24 protein-coding genes are annotated in these 24,696 nt (G+C 56.6%); 4 read left to right on the top strand and 20 right to left on the bottom strand.

The features are described 5' to 3' along the window. Positions 1–11 precede the first annotated feature (11 nt). Genes cobB through lolC form a run of 5 tightly spaced genes read right to left on the bottom strand, consistent with a single transcriptional unit; the run spans position 12 to position 4,950 of the window. Positions 12–833 carry a Sir2 family NAD+-dependent deacetylase gene (cobB, locus tag AA74_RS0106005; protein ID WP_008500769.1) on the bottom strand — a complete coding sequence of 274 codons (822 nt, stop codon included), beginning with the start codon at positions 831–833 and terminating at the stop codon, positions 12–14. A gap of 14 nt (positions 834–847) precedes the next feature. Further along, entirely contained in the window at positions 848–1,759 is a 912-nt protein-coding gene (gene nagK / locus AA74_RS0106010) for an N-acetylglucosamine kinase (protein WP_021240740.1), read from the bottom strand. Positions 1,760–1,812: 53 nt separating this feature from the next. After that, complete coding sequence (lolE, locus tag AA74_RS0106015) at positions 1,813–3,057, bottom strand: lipoprotein-releasing ABC transporter permease subunit LolE (RefSeq protein WP_008500771.1); 1,245 nt, start codon at positions 3,055–3,057, stop codon at positions 1,813–1,815. After that, a complete protein-coding gene (gene lolD, locus AA74_RS0106020) occupies positions 3,057–3,758 on the bottom strand; it encodes a lipoprotein-releasing ABC transporter ATP-binding protein LolD (RefSeq protein ID WP_008500772.1) in 702 nt (233 codons plus the stop codon). Before lolD ends, lolE begins: the two co-directional genes overlap by 1 nt. Beyond that, a complete protein-coding gene (gene lolC, locus AA74_RS0106025; protein ID WP_025911790.1) occupies positions 3,751–4,950 on the bottom strand; it encodes a lipoprotein-releasing ABC transporter permease subunit LolC in 1,200 nt (399 codons plus the stop codon). Before lolC ends, lolD begins: the two co-directional genes overlap by 8 nt. Before the next feature lie 256 nt (positions 4,951–5,206). Here lolC and AA74_RS0106030 point away from each other — a divergent pair, with 256 nt between their 5' ends. From AA74_RS0106030 to AA74_RS0106040, 3 genes are all read left to right on the top strand, one after another. Next, complete coding sequence (locus AA74_RS0106030) at positions 5,207–6,280, top strand: acyltransferase family protein (RefSeq protein ID WP_008500774.1); 1,074 nt, start codon at positions 5,207–5,209, stop codon at positions 6,278–6,280. Positions 6,281–6,428: 148 nt separating this feature from the next. Then, positions 6,429–9,875, top strand: coding sequence for a transcription-repair coupling factor (gene mfd, locus AA74_RS0106035; RefSeq protein WP_025911793.1), 3,447 nt, complete (start codon positions 6,429–6,431; stop codon positions 9,873–9,875). A gap of 144 nt (positions 9,876–10,019) precedes the next feature. After that, positions 10,020–10,985: a L,D-transpeptidase family protein gene (locus AA74_RS0106040; protein ID WP_025911795.1), complete on the top strand. Its 966-nt coding sequence runs from the start codon at positions 10,020–10,022 to the stop codon at positions 10,983–10,985. 75 nt (positions 10,986–11,060) lie between these two features. Here AA74_RS0106040 and bhsA read toward each other — a convergent pair whose 3' ends face one another. Next, positions 11,061–11,318 (bottom strand): multiple stress resistance protein BhsA, encoded by a 258-nt coding sequence (gene bhsA, locus AA74_RS0106045; protein WP_008500777.1) that lies wholly within the window; start codon positions 11,316–11,318, stop codon positions 11,061–11,063. A 244-nt stretch (positions 11,319–11,562) separates the two neighbouring features. On the opposite strand from bhsA, the gene comR reads away from it, so the two are divergent. Continuing rightward, positions 11,563–12,198, top strand: coding sequence for a TetR family copper-responsive transcriptional repressor ComR (gene comR, locus AA74_RS0106050; RefSeq protein WP_008500778.1), 636 nt, complete (start codon positions 11,563–11,565; stop codon positions 12,196–12,198). A gap of 59 nt (positions 12,199–12,257) precedes the next feature. Here comR and AA74_RS0106055 read toward each other — a convergent pair whose 3' ends face one another. From AA74_RS0106055 to pabC, 14 genes are all read right to left on the bottom strand, one after another. Further along, the gene (locus AA74_RS0106055) at positions 12,258–12,797 is read right to left on the bottom strand and encodes a glycine zipper 2TM domain-containing protein (RefSeq protein ID WP_008500779.1); all 540 of its coding nucleotides are present in this window, start codon (positions 12,795–12,797) and stop codon (positions 12,258–12,260) included. 193 nt (positions 12,798–12,990) lie between these two features. Continuing rightward, complete coding sequence (locus AA74_RS0106060) at positions 12,991–14,295, bottom strand: NAD(P)/FAD-dependent oxidoreductase (protein ID WP_008500780.1); 1,305 nt, start codon at positions 14,293–14,295, stop codon at positions 12,991–12,993. Positions 14,296–14,532: 237 nt separating this feature from the next. Further along, the gene (ycfP, locus tag AA74_RS0106065) at positions 14,533–15,075 is read right to left on the bottom strand and encodes an alpha/beta hydrolase YcfP (protein WP_008500781.1); all 543 of its coding nucleotides are present in this window, start codon (positions 15,073–15,075) and stop codon (positions 14,533–14,535) included. A gap of 34 nt (positions 15,076–15,109) precedes the next feature. Next, on the bottom strand, positions 15,110–16,135 hold the full coding sequence (gene nagZ / locus AA74_RS0106070) for a beta-N-acetylhexosaminidase (RefSeq protein WP_025911802.1): 1,026 nt from the start codon (positions 16,133–16,135) through the stop codon (positions 15,110–15,112). A gap of 23 nt (positions 16,136–16,158) precedes the next feature. Further along, positions 16,159–16,971, bottom strand: coding sequence for a thiamine kinase (gene thiK, locus AA74_RS01000000122040; protein ID WP_032667300.1), 813 nt, complete (start codon positions 16,969–16,971; stop codon positions 16,159–16,161). Then, on the bottom strand, positions 16,952–17,599 hold the full coding sequence (gene lpoB, locus AA74_RS0106080) for a penicillin-binding protein activator LpoB (RefSeq protein WP_008500784.1): 648 nt from the start codon (positions 17,597–17,599) through the stop codon (positions 16,952–16,954). Before lpoB ends, thiK begins: the two co-directional genes overlap by 20 nt. Before the next feature lie 10 nt (positions 17,600–17,609). Next, complete coding sequence (locus AA74_RS0106085) at positions 17,610–17,984, bottom strand: YcfL family protein (RefSeq protein WP_008500785.1); 375 nt, start codon at positions 17,982–17,984, stop codon at positions 17,610–17,612. 1 nt (position 17,985) lies between these two features. After that, complete coding sequence (hinT, locus tag AA74_RS0106090; protein WP_008500786.1) at positions 17,986–18,345, bottom strand: purine nucleoside phosphoramidase; 360 nt, start codon at positions 18,343–18,345, stop codon at positions 17,986–17,988. Positions 18,346–18,591: 246 nt separating this feature from the next. Continuing rightward, positions 18,592–20,025 carry a PTS glucose transporter subunit IIBC gene (ptsG, locus tag AA74_RS0106095; RefSeq protein WP_008500788.1) on the bottom strand — a complete coding sequence of 478 codons (1,434 nt, stop codon included), beginning with the start codon at positions 20,023–20,025 and terminating at the stop codon, positions 18,592–18,594. Positions 20,026–20,322: 297 nt separating this feature from the next. Further along, the gene (locus AA74_RS0106100) at positions 20,323–21,117 is read right to left on the bottom strand and encodes a metal-dependent hydrolase (RefSeq protein WP_023292781.1); all 795 of its coding nucleotides are present in this window, start codon (positions 21,115–21,117) and stop codon (positions 20,323–20,325) included. A gap of 10 nt (positions 21,118–21,127) precedes the next feature. Then, positions 21,128–22,132: a DNA polymerase III subunit delta' gene (gene holB / locus AA74_RS0106105; protein WP_008500790.1), complete on the bottom strand. Its 1,005-nt coding sequence runs from the start codon at positions 22,130–22,132 to the stop codon at positions 21,128–21,130. Next, positions 22,129–22,770, bottom strand: a complete 642-nt coding sequence (tmk, locus tag AA74_RS0106110) for a dTMP kinase (RefSeq protein ID WP_008500791.1) — start codon at positions 22,768–22,770, stop codon at positions 22,129–22,131. The genes holB and tmk overlap by 4 nt, the downstream gene beginning before the upstream one ends. Beyond that, positions 22,760–23,782, bottom strand: a complete 1,023-nt coding sequence (gene yceG / locus AA74_RS0106115) for a cell division protein YceG (protein ID WP_025911808.1) — start codon at positions 23,780–23,782, stop codon at positions 22,760–22,762. The genes tmk and yceG overlap by 11 nt, the downstream gene beginning before the upstream one ends. Positions 23,783–23,784: 2 nt before the next feature. Further along, entirely contained in the window at positions 23,785–24,594 is an 810-nt protein-coding gene (gene pabC / locus AA74_RS0106120) for an aminodeoxychorismate lyase (RefSeq protein WP_025911811.1), read from the bottom strand. Positions 24,595–24,696: the final 102 nt, after the last annotated feature.

Here is a 24,696-nt window from a genome sequence, read left to right on the forward strand (position 1 = left end):
CGCGATTCGCGTTACAGACCTTTCAGCAGCTTGTCGACAAATTCCGGAACAACCGTGCTTGCCAGGCCGTAGTGTTTCTCTTCAAACTCGCTGCCCACCTGGCTCGGCTCAAGATTGAGCTCTACCGTATGCGCACCGTGCAGCCGCGCTTCGTGAACAAACCCCGCCGCCGGGTAAACGTGGCCGGATGTACCGATAGCGATAAACACGTCGGCCATCGCCAGCGCGCTGTAGATCTCATCCATTCCCAGCGGCATTTCGCCAAACCAGACCACGTGCGGACGCAGGCGAGACGGGAACTGGCAGCAGTGGCACTTATCCTCCGGCAGCACGTCCTCTTTCCAGTCCAGCACCTGACCGCTCCAGGCACAGCGAACCTTGAGCAGCTCACCGTGCATATGGATGATGTTCCTGTTACCGGCTCGCTCATGCAGGTTGTCGATATTCTGCGTCACCAGCAGAAAACGATCGCCCAGCGCCTCTTCCAGCTTCGCCAGCGCCAGATGCGCCGCATTCGGCGCGACGTCAGGCTGCTGAAGCTGACGACGGCGGGCGTTATAAAACGCCTGCACAAGATCCGGATCGCGGGCAAAGCCTTCCGGCGTGGCAACATCCTCCACGCGGTGCTCTTCCCACAGCCCGTCCGCCGCGCGGAAGGTTCGAATTCCTGACTCGGCGGAGATCCCCGCCCCGGTCAGCACCACCACTCTGGGTTTATCCATCGCTTCTGGCATCATTCTGTCTCTGAAAAAGATCCGCTGGCGCAAGCGCTCACGCAAGCGGCGTTTATTTTTGCGAAAACGGCTGAGTCGACCCTGGCGACGCGACAGCATAGAAACCTCGTAAACTAATCGGTGAGATGAAGGAATGCGGCTCCGCGCATGCCTCCTGCGTCCCCGTGTCGCGCGCGTTCAATACGCGGCACGCGGGCAACCGGCAATAAATGTCGGGGCAAACGCCCGGACAACCGTTCCGTAATCGCGGTAAAGTTTGAGAGCCCTCCCCCAATCACCAGCAGATCCGGGTCGACGATGGTGAGAATATTGCCCAGACACACCGCCAGCAGATCCAGATAGCGCTCGACGTGCTCACGCGCCTGCGCATCCCCTTGCTCCCACAGGGTAATGATTTGAGGGGCCTCAAGTTTCTGATGATAGAAGTGTTCGTAAAGCCATGCAAACCCGCGGCCTGACAGGTAGTTCTCAATACAGCCGTGCTGCCCGCAGCCGCAGCGGGTCAGCGGGAAATCACGGCCGACGACCTCCAGCGCATCCACCGGCAGGCGGATATGACCAAACTCGCCGGTGATGTAGCTGCGGCCGGTGATGGGCTTACCGTTGATGACGATTCCTCCGCCGACGCCGGTACCGAGGATCAGCCCCATCACCAGCGGATATTGACGGAACTCATCATCCCAGGCTTCGGAGAGCGCAAAGCAGTTGGCGTCGTTATCTAAACGCACGTCGCGTTCAAGGAGCGCAGAGAGATCGGCGCGCAGCGGTTTACCGCTGGCGGCAGGCACGTTGGCCGCGTAAAGCGTACCGTCGTCGGTTTCCGGCATGCCCGGAATACCAATGCCGACGCTGCCTTTCACGCCAAAGCGTTCATCAGCCTGCGCCACCAGCGCGGCAATGGCGGTTAAAAATTCATCGTAGCTGTCGCGCGGCGTGGGAACGCGGGTTTCCCACTGCAGTTTGAGGTCTTTATCAAACACGCCGAGCGCAATCTTGGTGCCGCCAATATCAAATCCATAATACATAACGCATTCCTCTTTCGATCTGGCGACCCGAAAGCCGCTAGATCGTGACGTAATTACTGGCCACTTAATACCCTCGCCGGATCAATTCGGCTTGCGCGACGCGCCGGATACCAGCTTGCCAGCAGACTCAGTAAAAGTGCTGTAAGCAGCACATAAAAAACATCCAGCCAGTGCAGTTCAGACGGCAGGAAGTCAATAAAATAGATATCACCCGACAGGAACTGGTGACCAATAAGCTTTTCAATCCCGTTGATAATCGGCGTTAGCTGCAGGGAAACCACCACGCCAATCACCACGCCGCACAGGCTGCCGAACAGTCCTGCCAGCAAACCGTACCAGACGAAGATGGCGCGAATAAGACCGTCTTTTGCCCCAAGGGTACGCAGCACGGCGATGTCGCCGCTCTTGTCTTTGACCGCCATCACCAGCGTCGAGACGATATTAAAGCACGCGACACCGATCACCAGCACCATCGCCAGATACATAATGGCGCGGATCATCTGGATATCACGGTACATATAGCCGTAAGTGCCGATCCAGCTTTTGATGTAGACATAGTTATTGGTCACGCTGCCCGCGTCGCGCACCAGTTTGTTAGCGTTAAAGACGTCGTTCACCTTAATGGCAATGCCCGTCACGCTGTCGCCCATGTCGAGATACTGGCGTGCATCCTCCATCGGCACCATCGCAAAGCTGTGGTCAAGCTGACCGCTCAGCTGAAGAATACCGGTAACGTGCAGGCGCACGCGCTTTGGCTGCTGCAGTTTGTGATCGGCGCTGGCATTCGGGATCATGATTGACACCCAGTCGCCCTGCTTCACCTTCAGGGCATCAGCAACGCCTTTACCCATGATGATCTGCTGCTCGCCCGCCTTGAAGTTGGCCCACGCGCCGTTCTGCACGTAGTTCGGCAGCGCGCTGAGGCGCGCTTCCTGCGTCGGATTCACCCCTTTCACCTGGATAGCGCGCAGGTTTACCCCGCTCTCCACCAGCCCGGTAAAGTTAATGTAGGGCGCAGCCGCGGCGATGCCGGGCACTTTTTCCACTTTGTTCAGGGCGTCGCTCCAGTTAGTCCACGGCTGGTTAACCGGTTCGATCTCCCCGTGCGGCACGACCGCCAGAATACGGTTATTCAGCTCGCGCTCGAAGCCGTTCATGGCGCTTAAGCCCACGATCAGCACCGCCACACCCAGCGCAATACCGATGGTCGAGATAACGGAGATCAGCGACACCATGCCGCCGCGACGGCGGCCGCGGCTAAAACGTAAACCGATGAGTAACGATAACGGTGACGCCATTACTCTGCTCCCATCAGGGTCAGTTCCGCGTTCAGATGGCCGTCGCGCATCTCAAGCTGGCGCCCCATGCGTTTTGCCAGCTGCAGATCGTGGGTCACCACCAGAAACGCGGTGCCCTGCGAGGCGTTCAGCTCGCCCAGAAGCTGGAAAATACTGTCCGCGTTGCGGGCGTCCAGGTTACCGGTAGGCTCATCCGCCAGCACCAGACGCGGGTTGTTGACCAGCGCACGGGCAATCGCCACGCGCTGACGCTCGCCGCCGGACAGCTCCGACGGACGGTGGTTTCCGCGATGGCCCAGCCCTACCGCTTTCAGCATGTCGCTGGCGCGGGCGTTAATCTCAGCCGGTTTCTTTTTGCCAATCAGCAGCGGCATCGCCACGTTTTCCAGCGCCGTGAAATCCGGCAGCAGGTGGTGGAACTGGTAGATAAAGCCCAGCTCGCGGTTACGCAGCTCGGCCTTCGCCGCCGAGGACATTTTGCTCATCGGCTGGCCGGAGAAAATCACGTCGCCGTTGGTTGGGGTATCCAGCCCGCCCAGCAGATGTAATAAGGTACTCTTACCGGAGCCGGAGCTGCCGACAATCGCCATCATCTCGCCTTCACCCACGCTAAAGCTCACATTGTGCAGCACGTCGGTTTGCACAGTGCCTTCCTGATAGCGTTTGGACAGGTTGTCGCATTGCAACAGGATCTTATTCATAACGTAAAGCCTCAGCGGGTTGAGTGGCGGCAGCGCGCCAGGAAGGATAAAGCGTAGAAAGCAGCGCAATGGCCATCGCGGCCAGCGCAATACCGACCACCTGCAGCGGCTCGATGGCCACCGGCAGCGCCGCGCCGTCAAGCAGCGCGCCGATGATCGGCATTAAATTGTTGAGCTGGCTGGCAAGCAGCGCACCCAGCACCGCCCCGAGCAGCGCGCCGATGATACCGGCGCTGGCCCCCTGCACCATAAACACGGCCATGATCTGCCGCGGCGTCAGCCCCTGGGTTTGCAGGATAGCGACCTCGCCCTGCTTCTCCATCACCATCAGCCCTAGCGAGGTGATGATGTTAAAAGCAGCCACGGCGACGATCAGGCTCAGCAGCAGCCCCATCATGTTTTTCTCCATCCGCACGGCCTGGAACAGCTCGCCTTTACGCTCGCGCCAGTCCTGCCATTTGGTGCCGTCCGGCAGTTTTTGCTGGCTGAGGGTATCGACCTTCAGCGGCGCGTCGAGCCACAGGCGCCAGCCGGTGATATTGCCGGCCGGGTAGCGCATCAGGCGTGACGCGTCCTGAATGTTAACCAGCATCTGGTAACCATCGACTTCACTGTTGGCGGCAAAGGTCCCAATCACGGTGAACAGGCGCTGGCTTGGCAGGCGCCCCATCGGCGTAAACTGGCTGGCTGAAGGCACCATCACGCGCAGCTGGTCGCCACGGTTGACGCCAAGCTGACCGGCAAGCTGCTCACCCAGAATCACGTTGTATTTCCCGGCTTCCAGGTCGGTCTGCTTCACGTTAACGAGATACGGCGTCAGCGGATCTTTTTGTGCCGGGTCGATACCCAGCATCACGCCGACCGCCACGCTGCGGGCGCTTTGCAGCACCACGTCGCCGGTGGTCAGTGGCGCAACGCGCGTGACGCCCTGTAACTTCGCCGCGCTTTCCGGCAGCTGCTGTGGGTTAACCGAACCGTTAGTCGATGAGAGTACGGCCTGCGGCATCAGCCCCAGGATGTTGTTTTGCAGCTCGCGCTCGAAGCCATTCATGACGGAAAGCACCGTCACCAGTGCCATCACGCCAAGCGTAATGCCAATAGTCGAAAGCCAGGAGACAAAGCGACCGAAGCGGTCCGCGGCGCGCCCACGCATGTAGCGTAAGCCTATGAAGAGTGCGACAGGTTGATACATGAAGTCCGTCTGTTTGCTGATAGCAGACCCACGAGTATATAAGCGAATCCGTTAAGCGTAAATGACTGAAACCGTAAGCTTTGGTAATCATTTTTCCAAAAAATTCAGATAAATCAGGATACTAATATCTGAAACCGCACCTCGTAACCTCCACCTTTTCCGAAAAACCTCCTGATACAGACTGTTACCCATTACAGCCCGGTTTCGTTTAACAACAATTGCTCGTTCGTCTATGGCAATAAGGTAGTTGCGAACAATGAAGCAAAAAGCATTATGGATTAACCAGATAAAAGGGCTGTGCATCTGCCTGGTGGTTATCTACCATTCAGTTATCACGTTTTATCCGCACCTGATCGGGCTGCAACACCCGCTCTCTGGCCTTCTCGCCAAATGCTGGATCTATTTTAATCTCTATCTCGCCCCCTTCCGTATGCCGGTCTTTTTCTTTATCTCCGGCTATCTGATCCGTCGTTATATTGACGAGGTGGACTGGCGAACCAGCCTCGACAAGCGAATCTGGAGCATTGTCTGGGTTCTGGCGCTGTGGGGGATTCTGCAATGGCAGGCGCTGACCCACCTGAACGCCTGGCTGGCGCCCGATCGCGAGGTTACCACCTCGTCGAACGCGGCCTACGCCGATTCGCTCCTGGGATTTGTGCAAGGGATGCTCACCGCCAGCACCAGCCTGTGGTATCTGTATGCCCTGGTGGTCTACTTCACGTTGTGTAAACTGCTGAGCCGCTGGAAGCTGCCGATGCTGGGACTGCTGGCGCTGGCAAGCATCGCGATCAACTTCCTGCCGCTGCCGTGGTGGGGAATGAACAGCGTGGTCCGCAACATGATCTACTACAGCCTCGGGGCGTGGTATGGCGCTGAGCTGATGGCATGGATGAAAAATCTAAACCTGCGCCGCACCTGGCTGGCAACGGGCGCTTTCGCCGCCGTCTCCGTGGTGCTGTTGTTTGCTAACGTTCCGCTGCTGCTCTCCTTGCTGTCGATTGTGCTGATCATGAAGCTGTTCTACAGCGTTGAGCAGCGCTATGCCGTTCACCCTGACAACCTGCTGAACGTGATTGGCTCCAATACCATTGCGATTTATACCACCCACCGCATCCTCATTGAGGCCTTTAGCCTGTTCCTGATTGGCGAGATGAATGCCGCGTACTGGCCGCTCTGGGCTGAACTCACCTTAATTCTGGTCTACCCGTTTGCCAGCCTGCTTATCTGTACCCTGGCCGGGCTGGGGGTGCGTAAACTCTCCACCGCGCTGTTCGGGGACATTTTCTTTTCTCCGCCTTCGACGCTTACGCTCTCGCCGACCACCCGTTAATGCCCTCTCCGCCCCCTTTCGGGGGCGTATAACCCCGCCGTGCGGTTACGATTTGCTTATGTAAAACGATCGAGGATAATAAAGACATTGCGTATCAGTGATATGCCCCAATACTGTTGGTATATCCATAAGAGACTCTGACATAGCCATGCCTGAACACTATCGTTATTCCTTGCCTGTCAAAGCGGGCGACCAGCGCCAGCTGGGTGAACTCACGGGCGCAGCGTGCGCCACGCTGGTGGCGGAAATTGCTGAGCGTCATCCTGGCCCGGTGATCCTGGTTGCCCCGGATATGCAAAACGCCCTGCGCCTGCACGATGAAATTCGCCAGTTCACCGATAATCTGGTGTTCAGCCTAGCCGACTGGGAAACGCTGCCCTATGACAGCTTCTCTCCGCACCAGGAGATCATCTCCTCGCGCCTGTCGACGCTGTATCAACTCCCGACCATGCAGCGCGGCGTGCTGATTGTGCCGGTAAACACCCTGATGCAACGCGTCTGTCCGCACAGCTACCTGCACGGTCACGCGCTGGTAATGAAAAAAGGTCAGCGCCTGTCCCGTGATGCCCTGCGGGCGCAGCTTGACGGCGCCGGGTATCGCCACGTCGATCAGGTGATGGAGCACGGGGAATATGCGACCCGCGGCGCGCTGCTCGACCTTTACCCGATGGGCAGCGACCAGCCGTATCGTCTGGACTTTTTCGATGATGAAATCGACAGCCTGCGCGTCTTCGACGCCGATACGCAGCGCACGCTGGAGGAAGTGGAGTCCATCAATTTACTGCCCGCGCATGAGTTCCCGACGGACAAAACCGCTATCGAACTGTTCCGCAGCCAGTGGCGCGATAAGTTCGAGGTGAAGCGCGACGCGGAACATATTTATCAGCAGGTCAGCAAAGGCACGCTGCCTGCCGGGATTGAATACTGGCAGCCGCTGTTCTTCAGCGAGCCGCTCCCTGCCCTGTTCAGCTACTTCCCGGCGAATACCCTGATTGTTAACACCGGGGATATCGACGCCAGCGCCAGCCGCTTTGAAAGCGAAACCCGCGCTCGCTTCGAAAACCGGGGCGTTGACCCGATGCGTCCGCTGCTGCCGCCGGAAGCGCTGTGGCTGCGTACCGACGAGCTCAACGCCGAGCTGAATCGCTGGCCGCGCATGCAGCTGAAAACCGATTCGCTTGCCGATAAGGCCGCCAACACCAACCTCGCCTTCCGGACGCTGCCGGACCTGGCCGTCCAGGCGCAGCAGAAATCCCCGCTGGATAATCTGCGCAAGTTCCTGGAGTCCTTTACCGGCCCGGTGGTGTTCTCCGTTGAGAGTGAAGGCCGTCGCGAAGCGTTAGGTGAGCTGCTGGGACGCATTAAGGTGGCGCCGAAGCGCATCCTGCGCCTGAGCGAAGCGACCGGAAACGGCCGTTACCTGATGATTGGCGCCGCCGAGCATGGGTTCATCGACACGCTCAACAACCTGGCGCTGATTTGCGAAAGCGACCTGCTGGGCGAGCGCGTCGCGCGCCGTCGTCAGGACAGCCGTCGAACCATCAACCCGGACACGCTGATCCGCAACCTGGCCGAACTGCATCCGGGCCAGCCGATTGTTCACCTGGAGCATGGCGTTGGACGCTATCAGGGGATGACCACGCTCGAGGCGGGCGGCATTAAAGGTGAATACCTGATGCTGACCTACGCTAACGACGCCAAACTGTATGTCCCGGTGTCGTCCCTGCATCTGATCAGCCGCTACGCGGGCGGTGCCGAAGAGAACGCGCCGCTGCACAAGCTGGGCGGCGACGCCTGGGCGCGCGCGCGCCAGAAGGCCGCGGAAAAAGTGCGTGACGTGGCCGCCGAGCTGCTGGATATCTACGCCCAGCGCGCGGCCAAAGAGGGCTTCGCCTTTAAGCATGATAAGGAACAGTATCAGCTGTTCTGCGACAGCTTCCCGTTTGAAACCACGCCGGATCAGGCTCAGGCTATTAACGCCGTGCTGAGCGACATGTGCCAGCCGCTGGCGATGGACCGTTTAGTGTGCGGCGACGTCGGCTTCGGCAAAACCGAAGTGGCGATGCGCGCCGCCTTCCTTGCGGTGGAAAACAACAAGCAGGTGGCGGTGCTGGTGCCAACCACCCTGCTCGCTCAGCAGCACTTCGACAACTTCCGCGACCGCTTCGCCAACTGGCCGGTACGCATCGAGATGCTGTCACGTTTTCGCAGCACCAAAGAGCAGACGCAGATCCTGGAGCAGGCAAGCGAAGGCAAAATTGACATTCTGATCGGTACACACAAGCTGCTGCAAAGCGACGTGAAGTGGAAAGATTTGGGGCTGCTGATCGTCGACGAAGAGCACCGCTTCGGGGTGCGTCATAAGGAACGCATCAAAGCGATGCGCGCCGACGTCGATATCCTGACCCTGACCGCGACGCCGATCCCGCGAACCCTGAACATGGCAATGAGCGGCATGCGCGATCTGTCGATTATTGCCACGCCGCCGGCGCGCCGTCTGGCGGTAAAAACCTTCGTCCGCGAATACGATAATCTGGTGGTGCGTGAGGCCATTCTGCGTGAAGTGCTGCGCGGGGGTCAGGTCTATTACCTGTACAACGACGTGGAAAACATCCAGAAAGCCGCCGACAGGCTGGCGGAGCTGGTGCCGGAAGCGCGCATTGCTATCGGTCACGGGCAGATGCGCGAGCGCGAGCTGGAACGGGTGATGAACGACTTCCACCATCAGCGCTTTAACGTGCTGGTGTGCACCACCATCATCGAAACCGGGATCGACATTCCGACGGCGAACACCATCATCATTGAACGTGCGGATCACTTTGGCCTGGCGCAGCTTCACCAGCTGCGCGGCCGCGTCGGGCGTTCGCACCATCAGGCCTACGCCTGGCTGCTGACGCCGCATCCGAAAGCGATGACCACCGATGCGCAGAAGCGTCTGGAAGCCATCGCCTCGCTGGAAGACCTCGGTGCAGGCTTCGCGCTGGCCACGCACGATCTCGAGATCCGCGGTGCCGGTGAACTGCTGGGTGAGGACCAGAGCGGCTCGATGGAGACCATCGGCTTCTCGCTCTATATGGAACTGCTGGAAAACGCGGTTGATGCCCTGAAGGCCGGGCGCGAGCCGTCGCTGGAAGATCTCACCAGCCAGCAGACCGAGGTCGAGTTGCGTATGCCTTCCCTGCTGCCGGACGATTTCATTCCGGATGTAAATACCCGACTGTCGTTCTACAAGCGCATCGCCAGCGCGAAGACGGAAAGCGAGCTGGAAGAGATTAAGGTTGAGCTGATCGACCGCTTTGGTCTGCTGCCCGATGCGGCGCGAAATCTGCTGGATATCGCGCGCCTGCGCCAGCAGGCGCAGAAGCTGGGCATTCGCAAGCTTGAAGGCAACGAAAAAGGCGGCGTGATTGAGTTCGCGGAGAAGAACCACGTCAACCCGATGTGGCTCATCGGTCTGCTGCAAAAACAGCCGCAGCATTTCCGTCTGGATGGCCCAACGCGGCTGAAATTTACCCAGGAGCTGACGGAGCGCAAAACCCGCATGGACTGGGTGCGTAACTTTATGCGCCAACTGGAAGAGAACGCGATCGCCTGACCTCCCCTCCCCCGTTAGCCCAGCGCTAACGGGGGACAATTTACAAACTCTTTGCACTTCACCCGATCTTCCCGACACACCCATTCGCCATAATTATCGTTAACGCCTTATAAAACAATAACCTTATCATTTATATGGATTATGGTGATGATCTCTTCGCGTATGACTCGCTGGTTAACCCTGTTTGCGCTGGCAGCCACCGTTGCGGTTGCACTTCCCGCTCGCGCAAATACCTGGCCCCTTCCTCCGCCCGGCAGCAAGGTGGTGGGGGAAAACCGCTTTCATGTGGTTGAAAATAATGGCGGTTCGCTGGAAGCCATTGCCAAAAAATATAACGTTGGTTTTCTGGCCCTGCTGCAGGCGAACCCTGGCGTCGACCCCTACGTCCCGCGCGCGGGCAGCGTATTGACTATCCCGTTACAGACTATCCTGCCGGACGCTCCGCGTGAGGGGATCGTCATAAATCTGGCGGAGCTGCGTCTGTACTATTACCCGCCGGGTAAAAATGAGGTGACCGTCTACCCGATTGGTATTGGTCAGCTGGGCGGCGACACCCTGACGCCGACGATGGTCACGACCGTCTCGGATAAACGCGCGAATCCAACCTGGACACCAACGGCCAATATTCGTGCCCGGTATAAAGCTCAGGGCATCGATCTTCCAGCCGTGGTGCCAGCAGGCCCGGATAACCCGATGGGTCACCACGCGATCCGTCTGGCGGCCTACGGCGGCGTTTACCTGCTGCACGGAACGAACGCGGACTTTGGCATCGGCATGCGCGTCAGCTCCGGCTGCATTCGTCTGCGCGATGACGATATCAAAACGCTGTTTAACGTCGTTACGCCGGGTACGAAAGTCAATATTATCAATACGCCGATCAAGGTTTCTGAGGAGCCGGGCGGCGTGCGGCTGGTTGAAATTCACCAGCCGCTATCGAAAAACATTGGCGATGACCCGCAGACGCTGCCCATCAACCTGAATGCCGCGATGGTAAGCTTTAAAACGAATGCGAATACCAACAGCGAGGTGATGGAGCGCGCAATGGAGGCCCGCTCAGGCATGCCGACCGACGTCACCCGGCATCACGATGTCATCCAGCAATCGATGTAAATCATAAATAAATAAACGCCCTGCTAAGCAGGGCGTTTTTTATTGCAGTGGCATAAATGAGGGTTTATGCCCGGCTTATTTGTAGATGACGGCGGTGCCGTGCAGGGTGTTAGGACCGGTCACAGAGGTGATGCGGTAAGATTTTGCACCCATCTCTTGCGCTTTTTGCGCCAGCTGATCTTCCAGTGAACCCAGGTTAGTCCCGGCAGAGGCAGAGATCGTCCCGACTTTATGCTGATCGACCGGGGTGGACTGTACCTGTACAGCCGCAAAGCTTGCGAAAGAGAGTGAACTCAGGACAGCAGCAGCGATGAGGGTTTTTACGTTTTTCATGATGTTTACCTTTAGCAGATGAATTTGGAGGTCGTTAGCTATTTAGTTAACGATCGATAGGTAAATCATAAATGTGATCCATCTCACACGTCAACATAATTTTATAATGGTCGTTAACTTAATTTTAAAGTCGTTATTTTTCATACTCATATGATTAATTTATTTTTAAGCATTCAGCGCTGGTGGTGACTTGCGTTTATTTTTATAATGGTCATTCAACAAACCAACAGAGGACCAACGGCACATGACAACCGACGTCACGAGTTGTGCAAAGAAAAGCCGTGGCCGACCAAAAGTGTTTGACAGGGATGCAGCGCTTGATAAGGCCATGACTCTCTTCTGGCAACATGGGTATGAAGCAACCTCGCTTTCCGATCTGGTAGAAGCCACCGGCGCCAAAGCGCCGACGCTCTATGCCGAATTTACCAATAAAGAGGGGCTGTTCAGGGCAGTGCTGGACAGATACATTTCGCGCTTTGCGGCGAAACACGAAGCCCAGCTGTTTTGTGAAGAGAAAAGCGTCGAACAGGCGCTTCGGGATTACTTCACCGCCGTCGCGACCTGCTTCACCAGTAAGGACACGCCTGCGGGCTGCTTTATGATTAACACCTCTGCCACCCTGGCGGCGTCCTCGAAAGAGATTGCCAATACGGTGAAATCGCGTCATGCCATGCAGGAGGAGACGCTGAGCGCCTTTCTGGCTCAGCGGCAGCAGCGCGGTGAAATCCCTGCACAGTGCAACCCTCAGCTGCTGGCGCAATACCTGAGCTGTATTTTGCAGGGGATGTCGATCAGCGCCCGTGAAGGGGCAACGCTGGAAAAACTGCAGAATATCAGCGACACCACGCTGCGGCTGTGGCCTGAGCTCCTCAAAATCTGAAGCAAAAAAAAGCTCCTCAGCCTGAGCGCATGAGGAGCTAAATTCAGAGAACATCTTTTTTACACTTTGTTATTCAGAACCAGCTGGCCATTTCCATCGAGCGGAATTTGCGTGCCCGGGTCTTTATCCATGCGGATTTTGCCCTGCTGATCGCCAATTTTGTACGTCACGTCATAACCCAGCATTTTTTCCGACTTGTCATAGACGGTTTTGCAGCGTTGCTGAGTCGTGGTGTAGGTATCATTATCCTGCATCGCGCCCTGCACCTGGTTACCGGCATAGCCGCCACCCAGCGCGCCGACCACGGTCGCTACATCTTTACCCCGGCCGCCGCCAAACTGGTGACCAATCACGCCACCCGCTACCGCACCCAGAACAGAACCGGCGATACGGTTTTCATCCTGCACCGGACGACGATGCGTCACGGAGACGTTACGGCACTCCTGACGAGGCGTTTTTACCGTTTCTTTAATCGGTGTAGCAGAAACCACCTGCGCATACTGCGGGCCGCGGTCTAATACGTTGAGACTGGCAACGGCAGCCACACCTAACGCAGCCGCGACGCCAATCCCTATACCCGCCAACATTGATTTATTCACGGGACTTCCTCCTTTGTTGCTATTGGTAACAATTTTGCAATGGAGGCACGGCTTCGCCAATCAGATAAAGGATCAAAAAAGGGGCATAGCGAGGAGATATATTCTATTTAGGAGAACTCTTAAGCAGTCAAACTGTGATCTACAGCATGACATGCTAAAAACTCCCTCCGGAGAGCCCGGAGGGAGTGAAAGATTAGTGCAGCTTCAGACGCGGACGGATCACGCGGTTGATTCTGCCCACCAGCATCATCAGCCCGGTTTTGAAGTAGCCGTGCAGCGCAATCTGGTGCATACGGTACAGGGAGATGTACACGAAGCGGGCAATGCGCCCTTCTACCATCATCGAGCCGCGCATCAGGTTGCCCATCAGGCTGCCGACGGTTGAGAAGTTTGACAGAGACACCAGAGAACCGTGGTCTTTGTAAACATAGGCCTTCATTGGCTTGCCTTTGTACTGCGCCAGAATGTTGTGCAGGACCAGGCTTGCCATCTGGTGTGCAGCCTGGGCGCGCGGCGGCACGAATCCACCTTCAGGACGGGCGCAGGAGGCGCAGTCACCGATAGCAAAGATTTCAGGGTCACGCGTGGTTTGCAGCGTTGGCTCCGTGACCAGCTGATTAATGCGGTTGGTTTCCAGGCCGCCGATATCTTTCATAAAGTCAGGCGCTTTGATACCTGCCGCCCAGACCATCAGATCCGCTTTGATATACTCGCCGTCTTTGGTGTGCAGGCCGCCTTCGTCGGCGCTGGTCACCATGGTCTGCGTCAGCACCCGCACGCCCAGCTTGGTGAGTTCATTGTGCGCCGCACCGGAAATACGCGGAGGCAGCGCAGGCAGAATGCGTTCACCGGCTTCGACCAGCGTGACGTTCAGCGCTTCGTTCGTTAACCCTTTGTAACCGTAGCTGTGCAGCTGCTTCACCGCATTGTGCAGCTCAGCGGACAGCTCAACACCCGTCGCACCGCCGCCGACAATGGCGATATTGACCTTACCGTTCGCACCCATATTGCTGGTGTACTTCAGGAACAGGTTCAGCATTTCCTGATGGAAACGACGCGCCTGGTGCGGGTTATCGAGGAAGATACAGTGCTCTTTCACGCCCGGCGTGTTGAAGTCGTTGGAGGTACTGCCCAGCGCCATGACCAGGGTGTCGTACGGCAGCTTGCGCTCAGGAACCAACAGCTCCCCTTTTTCATCACGCAGTTCTGCCAGAGTGATGGTTTTGCTTTCACGGTTGATGTCCACCACCGAGCCCAGCTGGAACTGGAAATGATGGTTGCGCGCGTGTGCCAGATAGCTGAGCGCGTCCACGCCCTCGTCCAGAGAGCCGGTCGCTACTTCGTGCAGCAGCGGTTTCCACAGGTGGCTGTGGTTACGATCCACCAGCGTGATTTTGGCTTTTTTACCGCGCCCCAGCTTCTTACCCAACTGTGTCGCCAGCTCCAGCCCGCCAGCACCACCGCCTACAATCACTATCTTTTTCAATGGCGTAGTCAACGTGACCCCCTCAAATTATTAACCAATTGTTAATTAAAAGTTATAAAAATAACCCTTAATTAACAACAGGTTACAGCACTGAAACCATTCAGGTGCATTGAGAATACCACGTCAGGCGCATTGGTCATACCAAAATTGATATGCATCAAGTTTTGATGGCTTAAAAGTAGACAATTCTGGACAAAAAGAAACCCGGTGCGCGTTCGCGACCGGGTTTCTGAAGTGGCAGGCTGTGGTTTAGCCCAGCGTTTTAAAGGCTTTGATGCGCTGCAGATGCGGGGAGATATTCTTAAACTTGTGGGTCTGTTCTTCGTCCCAGACAATTTCATAGTAATGATGCAGCAGTTCTGCCGCCCGGTGGCTGTTGAGCGCCTCATCGTTACGCGACAGGATCACCAGGCAGCGGTCACGGTTTTTTTCCCGAAAATTGCTGACGCACTTGGTCGCAATATCGACATACTCTTCCGGGCGGTCAATCTTGCCTTCCATGTTCTCGTTCGGGAAAAGGTTGGGATTGAATACGACCTGGCGGATGTCACACAGGAAGCCAATCCGCTCCGCCCAGTAGCCGCCCAGCCCCACGCCGCAAATCAGCGGGCGATCGTCGACGTTGAGCTGCAACATCTTGTCCACCTCTTTGAGCAGGTGCTGCATATCATGCTTCGGATGGCGCGTGCTGTAGCTGATCAACCGGACATCCGGATCGATAAACTGCAGCTGCAACACCTTCTCATGATTACCAGGACTGTTTGAGTCAAAACCGTGTAAATAGATAATCATCGTCTTCTCACCACGCTACGCCTTCCGGGAGGGTTTACAGGCTGGCTTTATGTGCCTGCCAGCGCTCATTCAGGTCTTCAAGCCGGGCGTTGACCGTCTTCCAGCGCGCCGAATCCATCAGCTCCTGACGGCTAAATGAACCTTTATGATACAATTGTGTAACACGCTCTGCATTGATCGGCGACAGGTTATCCAGCACGCTAACGGCACCTTTACGATTATTGCAGACCAGGATCATATCGCAACCTGCATCCAGCGACGCCTGGCCGCGTTCAGCGTAGCTGCCCATAATCGCCGCCCCTTCCATTGATAGATCGTCAGAGAAAATCACGCCATTGAAGCCCAGCTCCTGACGCAGAACGGTTTTCAGCCAGTGCGGAGAGCCGCTGGCAGGACGTGGGTCAACGTCGCTGTAAATCACGTGCGCAGGCATGATGGCATCCAGCTTGTTGTCGGTGATAAGCGACCTGAACACCGACATATCTTTGGCGCGAATTTCCGCTTCCGGGCGCGGATCGCGCGGGGTCTCTTTATGCGAGTCCGCCGTTACCGCCCCGTGGCCAGGGAAGTGTTTCCCGGTGGTTTTCATCCCGGCATCGTGCATGCCGTCAATGAAGCGGGTCGCCATGGCCAGCGCAATGCGCGGATCGTCATGGTACGAGCGCTCGCCAATGGCGGCGCTGATATGCCCCACGTCCAGAACCGGGGCAAAACTGATGTCGATATCCATGGCAATCATTTCACTGGCCATCAGCCAGCCGGCCTCCTGCGCCAGTGTCCCGCCCTCTTCCGTGCCGAGCAGCGCGGCAAAAGACTGGGCTGCCGGCAGGCGGGTAAACCCTTCGCGAAAGCGCTGCACGCGGCCGCCTTCCTGATCGACGGCGACCACCAGATGGTTGCGCGACGCGGCGCGGATCTGGCGCACCAGCTCGCGCAGCTGCGCCGGATCGTGATAGTTGCGGGTAAACAGGATCAGGCCCCCCACCAGCGGATGCGCCAGAATTTCACGCTCCTCCGCATCCAGTTCAAACCCTTCTACATCCAACATGACTGGACCCACATCCACCTCTCTTATCCTTTCGTTTATAACTGACGCCAGGCATCGTCTGCCAGCGCAATAAAATGTTTGTCTCTTGACTGCTGATAGCGCATTTCAAACCAGCCAGCCATTAACATGACGACCCATGGCCGCCAGCGTTTGACCTGACGCCTCAGCGCGTCGGCGTCAATGTGCGCCACCTCGGCGTAGTTCCTGATAAGCGTCTGCCGCGCGTCGTCACTCTCCGTCCAGACTGCTGCCAGCTCAAGCGCCACATCGCCATCTCCGGCGTATTCCCAATCGATGAGCCTGATGCCCTCTGCCGTATGCACAATATTTCCGGCATGAACATCCATGTGCAGCGGCGATAGCCGAATCGGCTGCGGCTCGCCTGCTTTACGCAACCGCTTGAGATGTGCCAGCCACACTGGAGTGCGTCTGTCTGGCGCGGCCTGCTGCCAGTAGCGTTCAAGCAGCGGGTATAGCGTGATTCGCCATCCCAGACGTGGCTGCCGGTGCAGATGATACAGCATTGCCACGAGCGTCGGCGTGTCCGGCAGCGCGCTTTTCACGTCACCGTCCAGATAGTCGACGGCCATCCAGCTCTCTCTGAAAAAACGGGGGGCAGGCACGAGATCTGACGGAAGACGCCTCAGGGCGCGAAACTGACGACGGAAATGGGAGGCAGGCGCATAGGGGTCGTGATGTTGCCGCAAGACCAGGCGTCGTTCCCCCTGCGCTATAATGCAACTCGCGCCGCCAAGCCCGGAGTGGGCCTGCGGCGCGATAAGGCGGTACTGAGGAAAATAGCGCGTCAGAATCTCTTCACGCGTGCTGTCATTGTTGCGTAACCGCACCTTTACCTGACCAGATAATTTCGCCTGTCTGAACCAGCATCAGCTGCATCTGCAGGGCCGGTGTATTCACGTTACCGGTGGCGTTAGAGTACAGCACATACTGTGCGCCAACGTTACGGGCAATGCCGATCGCCTTGCTGCGTGTGCCGAGGCTATCCTGCGGCGACAGGCCCAGCTGCTGTTTGGCTACCGCGAGTTGCTGAGCCGAGACCAGCGTAAACTTACCGTTGTTTGCCAGCGCATTGCGCAGCGTTTCTGTCGCTTCACCCGCGTTCAGCGAACCGTTGGTACGGTTGTTCACGCTATCGACCAACAACACGCTGCCTGCCGTCACGCCCTGTGCCTGCAGCATTTTGCCGACCATGGGCTGCATTGCGCCGTTCCAGTCGTAATGGCGCACGCGCGGCGTGGGCTGCGACGTCTGGTCCGGATGCTCAATCGGGCCAGGCTGTGACGGAATAGACGGCACAGACGGCACGGTTGGCTGCGGCTGCGTTGGCTGTGTCGGCTGTTCAGTGCCCGGTTTCGCCTCTTCCACAGGCGCTGGCTGTTCAGTTCGGGTCACACACCCCGCCAGGAACAGCGCGAAAGCTGTCACGAGCGCATAGCGGCTCAAGTTTTTAATCAAGGTTCACCCCTTAGAGATAAAGATAAAGTCTCACCTTATGCGCACCCAGATAGTTGGCGCTGCCATAGAGCGTTACCGACGATCTGGCCGGAATGGTGACGCTGCGCGGCGCCTCCAGCGGATGCATTTCAAGACCTCTTACGTCATACCAGAAAAAACGGTAGTGGACCGTCACGGGTTCATGTCTTTCATTAAAGAGCGTAGAGGAGGCAGAGGAATTGATTTCACTGATGGTCAGCACGGGTTGTTGCGCCGTGATGCCCGCGGCAAGCACGGAGGATTCCATCACCAGCGTCTGTTCATCGTTCACGGGGATCGCCGGGCGCGAGCTGCACCCCACAATCATCATCGTCAATACCAGCGCTGCAATACGCCCTTTACGCATATCAAAGACCTTTATGTGCCAGCATCGGCCCCAGAGGACGTCCACCCAGCAGATGCATGTGAATATGATAAACTTCCTGGCCACCATGACGGTTGCAGTTCATGATCAGACGGTAACCGTCTTCTGCAATGCCTTCCTGTTCAGCGATTTTCGCGGCCACCGTCAGCATACGACCTAACGCCACTTCATGCTCGGTTTTTACGTCGTTTACGGTCGGAATCAGAATATTGGGAATGATAAGGACGTGCGTCGGGGCCTGAGGGGAAATATCCCGGAAAGCCGTTACCAGTTCATCCTGATAGACGATATCCGACGGGATTTCGCGACGGATAATTTTACTGAAAATCGTTTCTTCAGCCATGACCTTTTCCTTTTTTGTTTAATCTGGCGCGAGCAATTGCTGTTAACACACGCTCTGGTTGAGTGCGTGACACAATTCAAGAGTATGAGCGAGTTTCTCCTGTCCTTTCAACCTCCTCCCTCGATTTCTTTCCTGAATGTTCATCAGCTGAACGAAGAGTGACCGTTAAAGCGTGCTGCTGCATTTTTTTAAGACAGAAATAAAAAAGGCAGCCATTCGGCTGCCTTAGTCTCCCCAGGTCACAGCTTAGTTGTTGCGGATGTATTCATCCATTTCGGTTTTCAGGTTATCGGATTTCGTACCGAAAATTGCCTGTACACCAGAACCTGCAACAACCACGCCCGCTGCGCCCAGTTTTTTCAGACCCGGCTGGTCTACTTTCGCGACGTCGGCAACGCTCACACGCAGACGAGTGATGCACGCGTCCAGGTTAGTGATGTTCTCTTTACCGCCGAACGCGGCAACCAGTGCCGGAGCCATTTCGCTGGTCGCGCCCGCTTTGCTGTCTTCTGTCGCATCTTCACGGCCTGGGGTTTTCAGGTCCAGTGCTTTAATCAGCACGCGGAAGATGGTGTAGTAAACAACGGCATAGCACGCACCCACGATTGGGAACAGCCACAGTTTGCTGCTGTTACCGGACAGAACGATGAAGTCGATCAGACCGTGAGAGAAGGACGTACCGTCACGCATACCCAGCAGAATACAGATTGGGAACGCCAGGCCCGCCAGAATCGCGTGGATAACGTACAGGATCGGCGCAACGAACATGAAGGAGAACTCGATCGGCTCGGTGATACCGGTCAGGAACGAGGTCAGCGCTGCGGAGATCATGATACCGCCCACTTTTGCACGGTTCTCTGGCTTAGCAGAGTGCCAGATAGCAATCGCCGCTGCTGGCAGACCGTACATTTTGAACAGGAAGCCACCAGACAGTTTACCTGCAGTTGGGTCACCCGCCATGTAACGTGGGATATCGCCGTGGAATACCTGGCCTGCTGCGTTGGTGAATTCACCAATCTGCATCTGGAATGGAACGTTCCAGATGTGGTGCAGACCGAATGGCACCAGGCAACGCTCGATGAAGCCGTAGATACCAAACGCCACAACCGGGTTCTGGTAAGCAGCCCACTGAGAGAAGGTCTGGATAGCGGAGCCGATTGGTGGCCAGATGAAGGACAGGATCACGCCAGTGAAAATCGCTGCCAGACCAGAGATGATCGGAACGAAACGCTTGCCCGCGAAGAAGCCCAGGTACTCAGGCAGCTTGATGCGATAGAAGCGGTTGAACATGTACGCTGCAATCGCACCGGAAATGATACCGCCCAGAACACCGGTGTCCGCCAGGTGTTTCGCGGCGATCTCTTCTGCCGGTAAATGCAGAACCAGCGGCGCAACCACAGCCATGGTTTTCACCATGATGCCGTAAGCAACCACTGCAGCCAGCGCAGATACGCCGTCGTTATTGGTGAAGCCCAGAGCCACACCGATCGCGAAGATCAGTGGCATGTTAGCAAAGACAGAACCGCCTGCTTCGGCCATCACATGGGACACTACGGCTGGCAGCCAGCTGAAGTTAGCAGAACCGACACCCAGCAGGATACCTGCGATAGGCAGTACGGATACTGGCAGCATCAGCGATTTACCGACCTTTTGCAGGTTAGCAAATGCATTCTTAAACATAATTGAGAGTGCTCCTGAGTATTTGTGCTTTTTTTACGCTTTCACGCATTGGCCCGGGGGGAGTACCGTGCCGTGGACAGGACATCTAAGCGCCCTTTATTTATTACACAGAGTAAAATAATTCCCTCTGAGTTTGTTTGACGGCTATCACGTTTCAGCTTAAGGCGGTCGAAAAACTTTCAGTTATTTACAAAAAGCGTGTCCGGATGTGTCTAAAAACACCCTCACCGCCCCAAATGAGGCGGTGAACTTTACTCGTTTTATTTATTAATTACGAGCCTAAAAAAAACAGGTGTATCAGACAGATTGCAGGCGGGCGGGGTCAATATGGAACAGCGTTGAGAAGTTTTCCGTGGTCACGCGGGCCAGCTCTTCGATGCTGACGCCCTTCAGTACGGCCATGTACTCAGCCACGTCTCGCGTCATCGCCGGTTGGTTCTCTTTACCGCGATGCGGTACCGGGGCCAGATACGGAGAGTCTGTCTCCACCAGAATGCGATCGAGCGGAACATAACGCGCGGCATCCCGGAGCTGCTCAGCGTTACGGAACGTCACGATCCCGGAAAACGAAATATAAAACCCTAAATCAAGCAGTTTACCCGCCGTTTCTCTGTCTTCTGTGAAACAGTGTAGTACGCCACCGCAATCCGTCACGTTTTCTTCCCGAAGGATCGCCAGGGTATCGGCACGCGCATCGCGGGTATGCACAATGACCGGCTTGTTCAGTTCGCGGCCAATACGGATATGATGGCGGAAGGACTCCTGCTGTCGCGGTTTCGTTTCCGGCGTGTAAAAATAGTCCAGGCCGGTCTCCCCCATCGCCACCACGCCCTCTTCTGCTGCCAGTCGGCGCAGTTCATCAACGTCATACGCCTCGTCCTGATTCAGCGGATGCACGCCGCAGGAGAACACCACGTTGTCGCGAACGCCCACCAGCTCACGCATGGTGCGATAACCCGGCAGCGTCGTCGCCACCGCAAGGCAGAATTTCACATCGCGGGCAGCGGCTTTTTCCAGCACGTCATCCACGTTTTTATGCAGGGATTGATAATCCAGGCCATCAAGATGGCAGTGTGAGTCGACTAAAAACATAATGTCTCTCTCAGAGATGGGAAACTGGCGGTGTGACGCCGGGTTGCAGGTAATGTTCAATACGCAGTAACTGGTCGGTCAGTAAAAGCTCGCGATTAAGACCCGTCACGGTTAAAAGCTGTTCGCGGCTCTGGCAAACTTCATGAAGCATCGCGTGAAGAATCGCGCCGGAGAGGCGGTTCGCCAGCGTACTCACCAGTGGCCACGCGTCAGGGTTAGTCAGCAGCGTTGCCCCTTGCTGAATTTTAAGGGCATCCAGCAGCAACGCGGCCAGCCAGTGCAGACGCTCAACGGCACTATCGCTGTTAAGTGTCGGGAGTAAGCTTAGCCAGTCGTTGTTATTCAGCGCCGCTTCAACGGCCCGGCAGAGCGCTTCTCGCTGTGACCAGACGTCAGGTTGCAGCAAGGCCAGCGCCGCCGCGGGCGCGCCGCTGCTCAGGCGCAAGGCTGACAGCGCACTTTCAGGTGACGTTGTCACCTCTCGCTCCAGCCAGCTCAGCGCCCATGATTCCTGAGGCACCGCAAGGTGATGAAGACGGCAGCGGCTGCGCAACGTCGCCAGCAATCGTCCCGGATCGCGGCACGAGAGGAAAAACCACGTTTTTTCCGGCGGCTCTTCAAGAGTCTTAAGCAGGGCGTTAGCCGCCGCCTCGGTCAGCAGGGTGGCGTCTTTGAGCAAGACGACCTTAGCGCCACCCAGGCGCGCATGTTCGTACAATTTTTCACTGACTTCACGCACGGCATCAATACCCAGCGCGCTCTTGCCCTTCTCAGGCTCAAGGGTGTAGTAGTCAGGATGTGTGCCCGCCTGCATCAGCTGGCAGCCGCGGCACTTACCACAGCTTTTGTGCCCTTCCGGCTGCTGGCACATCAGAAAACGGGTGAGGGCATAAATTAACGCCTCATCCCCCATCCCTGGCAATGCCTGAATCAGTAACGCATGATGCCCCCGCCCCGCCTGATAGCTGCCGATCAGCTGCTCAAAGTGCGGACGCAACCATGGATACCATTTCATGCCTGCTGCTCCTGTACCCACTGCGTAACGGTCTGCTGGATGTTGTGCGTGACGTCATCCAGCGACTGCGTCGCATCGATGGTACGAATAGCGCTATCCTGTGCCGCCAGCTCAAGATAGCGCGCACGGGTGCGGTTAAAGAAATCAAAGGACTCTTGTTCAATGCGGTCCAGCTCGCCGCGCGCGCGGGCGCGCTTGAGGCCCACTTCCGGCGTAACATCCAGATAGAGGGTCAGGTCGGGGCGAAAATCACCCAGTACGGCATCGCGCAGCGTTGCCAGCATCGTCTGGTCAATACCGCGTCCCCCGCCCTGGTAGGCCTGAGTCGACAGATCGTGGCGATCGCCGATCACCCATTTACCCTCGGCCAACGCGGGTTTGATCACCGTCTCAACCAGTTGTACGCGCGCCGCGTAGAACATCAACACTTCGGCTTTGTCAGTGATAACTTCGTCGCCAACGGATTTAATATCCAGCACCAGGCTGCGCAGTTTCTCCGCAAGTTGTGTACCGCCCGGCTCGCGGGTGAAGACCATGTCGGCGACGCCAAGCGATTTCAGCGTATCCACCACTACGTTGCGGGCAGTGGTTTTACCCGCCCCTTCGAGTCCCTCAATGACAATGTATTTACTGCGCATTTTTTTCCTTAAGTGCCTTCAGATAGTCCTGAACAGAGCGATTGTGGCTGGCAAGGTTGGTGTTAAAGGTATGCCCCCCTTTTCCATCAGCCACAAAATAGAGATACGGTGTTTTCGCCGGGTGCGCGGCGGCTTTTAGAGAAGCCTCGCTAGGCGTGGCAATCGGGCCAGGCGGTAAACCGCTAATCACGTAGGTATTATACGCCGTTGGCGTTTCCAGATCTTTTCTGGAAATCTTGCCCGTATAGTTCTCTCCCATGCCGTAGATGACGGTAGGGTCGGTTTGCAGGCGCATACCAATGCGCAGACGATTGATAAATACTGACGCCACCCGATCGCGTTCAGCAGCAACGGCGGTCTCTTTCTCGATAATCGAGGCCATGGTAACAAACTGATTTTGATCTTTATAAGGTAAACCATCCATTCGCCCTTCCCAGGCGGCGTCCACGGCGGCGACCATTTTTTTGTGTGCCCGCTTCAGGATCGCCACATCGGTCGTGCCTGCGGTGTACATCCAGGTATCCGGCCAGAACCAGCCCTCTACCCACTCGGGATGCTCAAACTTGAGCACGTCGGCCACCGTCTGGTAGCTGTCGTCCTTCAGGGTATGTTTGATATACGGCGCATCGCGCAGCTGTTTGAGGTAATCGCTCAGGCGCATACCTTCGACAAAACGCAGCGGGAACTGGGCTTCTTTACCGCTTTCCAGCAGTTGCAGCATCTCTCTGACTGTCATGCCGGGCGTAAAGCGGTAGGTACCAGCCTTGAAGTGAGATAGGTCAGGCTCAATACGCAATAACCACTGGAACACACGAGGACGGTTAATGATTTTATCCCCGTAAAGCTGCTCGCCCAGCGCCATCCGCCCGGTACCGGCTTTCAGGGTAAAAATCGTCTCGTCTTTAATCAAGATTTTACTGTTCGCCAGCTGGCGGACTTTCCATACTCCCGCTCCGCCAGCAATGCCCAGCGCAATAATAAGGAGAAGGACAAAACGCAACATTTTCTTCATGACTATCTGGTTTGCTCACATATCGGGGCTAAAAACTGGAACAGCTCGCGCGAAGACCAGCGCTGTTGGTCATACGCACGGACGGCGATAACAGGCATCAAGGCATTGCAGATCACAACTTCATCGGCGGACAGCAGCGCCTCTTCCTTCGCGTTTACTTCGACAACGCGAAAGCCTGCATGTGCCAGCTTTTGCAAACAAAACTGGCGCATGATGCCGTTAACGCCAGCCTGCGCCAGCGAAGGGGTGAAGACCTCACGGCCCTTCCGCCAGAGTAAATTAGCCGCACAGCATTCCGTAATGAACCCTTCACTGTCAAGGACTAGCGCCTCATCGGCGTCCGTCTGTTCAAGATGAGTACGAATAAGCACCTGTTCAAGGCGGTTAAGATGTTTTAGTCCGGCAAGCATCGGGTTTCGCCCCAGCCGCACCGGGCTCAGCGTCAACGTCACGCCCTCTTCACGCCAGCGCGCATAGTGAGCAGGATAAGCTGAAACAGAGAGAATACGTGTTGGATGCTGACAGGCGGCACCGCTGTACCCCCGCCCACCGCTGCCTCGGCTAATGATAACCTTTAAGACACCGCTGGTTTTACCTGACGCCAGCTGACGCATCTCATGTTCAAGAATTTCCCACTGCGTAAAAGGGATCAGTAACGTCTGGCAGGCGTCTTGTAACCGGCGGAGGTGTGCATCAAGCAAGCACACGTCGCCTTCCAGAATACGCGCAGTCGTAAAGCAGCCATCACCAAACTGCGTCGCCCTGTCGCTTGCCGGCAGCGTGTCTTGCTCAAGGCCATTAATTAAAAACATGGTGGCTCCTTATGCGTGGGCGTTTAGTCTGGCAGGATGCCATGCAACCGACAAGAAGATTAGGCTTAATAAAAAAGGCCCGGCAAGCGGACCTTTTTTTAT

Source organism: Enterobacter sp. 5-4, from assembly GCF_000612205.1.
GTDB lineage: Bacteria > Pseudomonadota > Gammaproteobacteria > Enterobacterales > Enterobacteriaceae > Enterobacter > Enterobacter roggenkampii.

Excerpts from the sequence above, each read along its gene's own strand:
- comR (WP_008500778.1), top strand. The coding sequence starts at position 11,563 with ATGACAACCGACGTCACGAGTTGTGCAAAGAAAAGCCGTGGCCGACCA.
- holB (WP_008500790.1), bottom strand. The coding sequence starts at position 22,132 with ATGAAATGGTATCCATGGTTGCGTCCGCACTTTGAGCAGCTGATCGGC.
- lolD (WP_008500772.1), bottom strand. The coding sequence starts at position 3,758 with ATGAATAAGATCCTGTTGCAATGCGACAACCTGTCCAAACGCTATCAG.
- cobB (WP_008500769.1), bottom strand. The coding sequence starts at position 833 with ATGCTGTCGCGTCGCCAGGGTCGACTCAGCCGTTTTCGCAAAAATAAA.
- hinT (WP_008500786.1), bottom strand. The coding sequence starts at position 18,345 with ATGGCTGAAGAAACGATTTTCAGTAAAATTATCCGTCGCGAAATCCCG.
- lolE (WP_008500771.1), bottom strand. The coding sequence starts at position 3,057 with ATGGCGTCACCGTTATCGTTACTCATCGGTTTACGTTTTAGCCGCGGC.
- AA74_RS0106085 (WP_008500785.1), bottom strand. The coding sequence starts at position 17,984 with ATGCGTAAAGGGCGTATTGCAGCGCTGGTATTGACGATGATGATTGTG.
- AA74_RS0106100 (WP_023292781.1), bottom strand. The coding sequence starts at position 21,117 with ATGTTTTTAGTCGACTCACACTGCCATCTTGATGGCCTGGATTATCAA.
- lolC (WP_025911790.1), bottom strand. The coding sequence starts at position 4,950 with ATGTATCAACCTGTCGCACTCTTCATAGGCTTACGCTACATGCGTGGG.
- pabC (WP_025911811.1), bottom strand. The coding sequence starts at position 24,594 with ATGTTTTTAATTAATGGCCTTGAGCAAGACACGCTGCCGGCAAGCGAC.
- bhsA (WP_008500777.1), bottom strand. The coding sequence starts at position 11,318 with ATGAAAAACGTAAAAACCCTCATCGCTGCTGCTGTCCTGAGTTCACTC.
- ptsG (WP_008500788.1), bottom strand. The coding sequence starts at position 20,025 with ATGTTTAAGAATGCATTTGCTAACCTGCAAAAGGTCGGTAAATCGCTG.
- tmk (WP_008500791.1), bottom strand. The coding sequence starts at position 22,770 with ATGCGCAGTAAATACATTGTCATTGAGGGACTCGAAGGGGCGGGTAAA.
- mfd (WP_025911793.1), top strand. The coding sequence starts at position 6,429 with ATGCCTGAACACTATCGTTATTCCTTGCCTGTCAAAGCGGGCGACCAG.
- nagK (WP_021240740.1), bottom strand. The coding sequence starts at position 1,759 with ATGTATTATGGATTTGATATTGGCGGCACCAAGATTGCGCTCGGCGTG.
- yceG (WP_025911808.1), bottom strand. The coding sequence starts at position 23,782 with ATGAAGAAAATGTTGCGTTTTGTCCTTCTCCTTATTATTGCGCTGGGC.
- AA74_RS0106030 (WP_008500774.1), top strand. The coding sequence starts at position 5,207 with ATGAAGCAAAAAGCATTATGGATTAACCAGATAAAAGGGCTGTGCATC.
- ycfP (WP_008500781.1), bottom strand. The coding sequence starts at position 15,075 with ATGATTATCTATTTACACGGTTTTGACTCAAACAGTCCTGGTAATCAT.